Consider the following 2,523-nt stretch of genomic DNA (forward strand, 5'->3'; position numbering starts at 1 on the left):
CCAATCGGCGTCAGGTTCGAGACCAGCCGGGCCTGGCCGGGGCTATTTCATGAGGGCATGCTTGACGCGGTAGGACTCGCCGCGAAATTGGAGGAGGCGGCCGTGGTGGACGATGCGGTCGATGACGGCGGCGGCCATGTTGTCGTCGCCGAACACTGTGCCCCAGCGTGAGAATTCTAGGTTTGTGGTGATGATCAGGCTTCTTTTTTCATAGCCGTCAGCGATGACTTGGAACAGGAGGCGGGCGCCTTCGGTGTCGATCGGAAGGTAGCCGAATTCGTCGATTGCGAGTAGCTGGTTTTTCGCTATGTTGACCAGTTCCCGGTCGAGGCGGCCTTCGTCTTTGGCGCGGCGCAGCTGCATCACCAGGGACGAGGTTGTGTAGAACCGGGCCGGTATTCCTTGTTGGCAGGCGGCGGCGATCAGCGCGCTGGCGAGGTGGGTTTTGCCGGTCCCGACATCGCCGTAGAGGACCAAGTCTTCGGCTCGGTTGATGAAGTCCAACGACGTTAGCTCCTCCCTGCCGTAGTCCTCAGGGAATTTCACGCTGGAGTAGTCGAAGCCCGTGAGTGATTTCAGCGCTGGCAGTCGGGCGGCCGTCAGCAGTCGTTGGCGGCGTGATGCTTGTCGGGATTCGTGCTCGGCCAGGAGCATTCCGTGGAGGTATTCGCGTTGTTTCGGGGTGCCTTTCTCGGCCCATTCGACCAGCACGCTGTGGGTTAGTGACGCCTGCCGGCCGGTCTCGATGATGTCCTGCGCAGTGATCAGAGTCATGCGATTTCTCCCGTCAGCGTGTTGAGGGTGGTGAAGCTTTCGGTGGTGAAGATGTCATAGACGCTCAGGTCCACGTTCTCCACGGCCGGGCTGGTGCCGTCGGCCAGGCGTCGGGCGAGCATGCCCAGCGCGGCGATCTCGGGGGTGTCGCCGCGCTGGATGAGCAGGTCGGCAGCAGTGATGGCGGCGTCGAACCCGGCCGATCCCGATGCGGCCTCGACGGCACTGAGCAGGCGGCGTCGGTTGGTCGCGGGGGCCTTGTCGAGCCAGTCGCGCACCGGCTCAGAGACCAACGGCCGCAGCGGGGAATGGCTCCAGGCGCCGGGCTTGGTCACTAGCAGCGGCAGCAGTGCCGCGGGCTCGAAGATCGTCTCGGCCTGCACTCCGAAGGCGCGGGGAAAGGACCGCACCGGCGCGGAATGCTCATCGAGGATCTCGACGACGTCGTGGCGGAGCCCGACGGTGAGGGTGCGGCTGTGGAATGAGGATCCGGCCGCGTAGGTGTTGCCGTCGATGAGGACGTTTCCCTTCTTGTCAGCCGTGCGGGACTCATAACGCACCGGGTCAAACCCCACGCCGGGCAGCGCCAGCGACGCAGCGACGTCTTGGGCGAAGAGCTCGCTGATAGGTAGGCCTTTCCGGTAGTGCGTCGTCTCGGCCAAGGCCATGCACCGTGTCATCAGCACGTCGTTGAGCCCCTTGAGAGTGGCCGCTTCTGGCTCGGGAACCATCAGGTTTCGGCGGAGAAACCCGACGGCGTTTTCGACGTTGCCCTTCTCGTTGCCGGAGTATGGATTGCAAAACCGCGACTCCGACCGGTAATGCAGTTTGAACGCGCCGAACAGTTTGGCCTCGACGACTTTGGTGCCGACTCTTCGCCCGATACCGGTGGCGTTGTCAAAGACCAGGTGCCGGGGCGCGGCGCCGATGTGATCGAACACGGTGCGCAGCCCGTGGCAGACGCACTCGGCGGTCTCTCCGCGGTAGGCCTGAACGAAGCGCATGTCCGAGAACGGGAACGTGACGACGAAGATGTGCAGGATCTGGCGGATCCCGCCGATGATGGCCTCGGCCTGGCCGAAGTCGACCTGCGCAGTGCCGGCCGGCCAAACCAGCTCCGTGAAGCCCTCACCGGCCTGACGGTGTTGGTCGTTCCACTTCCTCACGAAGCGTTGCACCGGGGAGTAGCTGCCGCTGTAGTTCTCCTCGTTCATCAAGCGATCAAAGACCCGCTTGGCTGTGTGGCGTTGCTTGCGCGGCCGGCGTTGGTCCTCGCCCAACCACGTCTCAATGGTGTCTTCAAACCCGGTCAAGGCTGACCCGGCTGGCCTCAGAACGGGTGTCGGTGGTTTCGGTGAATAGTTCTGTTGCCCGGTGTATTTCGCCACCGCATCGCGGCTGACTCCCAACCGGCGGGCGATTTCACGGCCCGCAATTCCGTGGGAGTCGAGTGTTCTGATATTTTCTTGCACGGACATGGGTACCGTCATCTGCTTCCTGGTTCCTTCCGGCGCGACCGCTTGGCAGTAGACACGCCTTTAGGAACCTATCGGGGGGTGGCGGGCCCATGTCTCCATCGCTTGGAGAGGGCCACGGCCGCCAGGTGATCTCAATCTCTACGCATCCCCAACCCCATTTCTTGGGCGGGATTTGCTGGCCTGATTTTTAGCGCTCATTTGGCAGGAAACCAGCCGCTAACTTGGCAGGAATCCAGCGCCGAAACGGCCTACAAAGAGTTGATCACACACA

Annotated in this window: 2 protein-coding genes; both read right to left on the reverse strand. The window is 62.8% G+C overall.

The genetic code is table 11. The features are described from left to right. Positions 1 to 42 precede the first annotated feature (42 nt). Positions 43 to 774: an IS21-like element helper ATPase IstB gene (gene istB / locus QN350_RS19470; protein WP_322140266.1), complete on the reverse strand. Its 732-nt coding sequence runs from the start codon at positions 772 to 774 to the stop codon at positions 43 to 45. Next, the gene (gene istA / locus QN350_RS19475) at positions 771 to 2,252 is read right to left on the reverse strand and encodes an IS21 family transposase (RefSeq protein WP_322140446.1); all 1,482 of its coding nucleotides are present in this window, start codon (positions 2,250 to 2,252) and stop codon (positions 771 to 773) included. Before istA ends, istB begins: the two co-directional genes overlap by 4 nt. Positions 2,253 to 2,523 lie beyond the last annotated feature (271 nt).

It is taken from the genome of Cryobacterium sp. 10I5 (assembly GCF_035019865.1).
Classification (GTDB): Bacteria; Actinomycetota; Actinomycetes; order Actinomycetales; family Microbacteriaceae; genus Cryobacterium; species Cryobacterium breve_A.

Bases quoted from the DNA above. Each gene is read 5' to 3' on its own strand.
- istB (WP_322140266.1), bottom strand. From the start codon at position 774: ATGACTCTGATCACTGCGCAGGACATCATCGAGACCGGCCGGCAGGCG.
- istA (WP_322140446.1), bottom strand. From the start codon at position 2,252: ATGTCCGTGCAAGAAAATATCAGAACACTCGACTCCCACGGAATTGCG.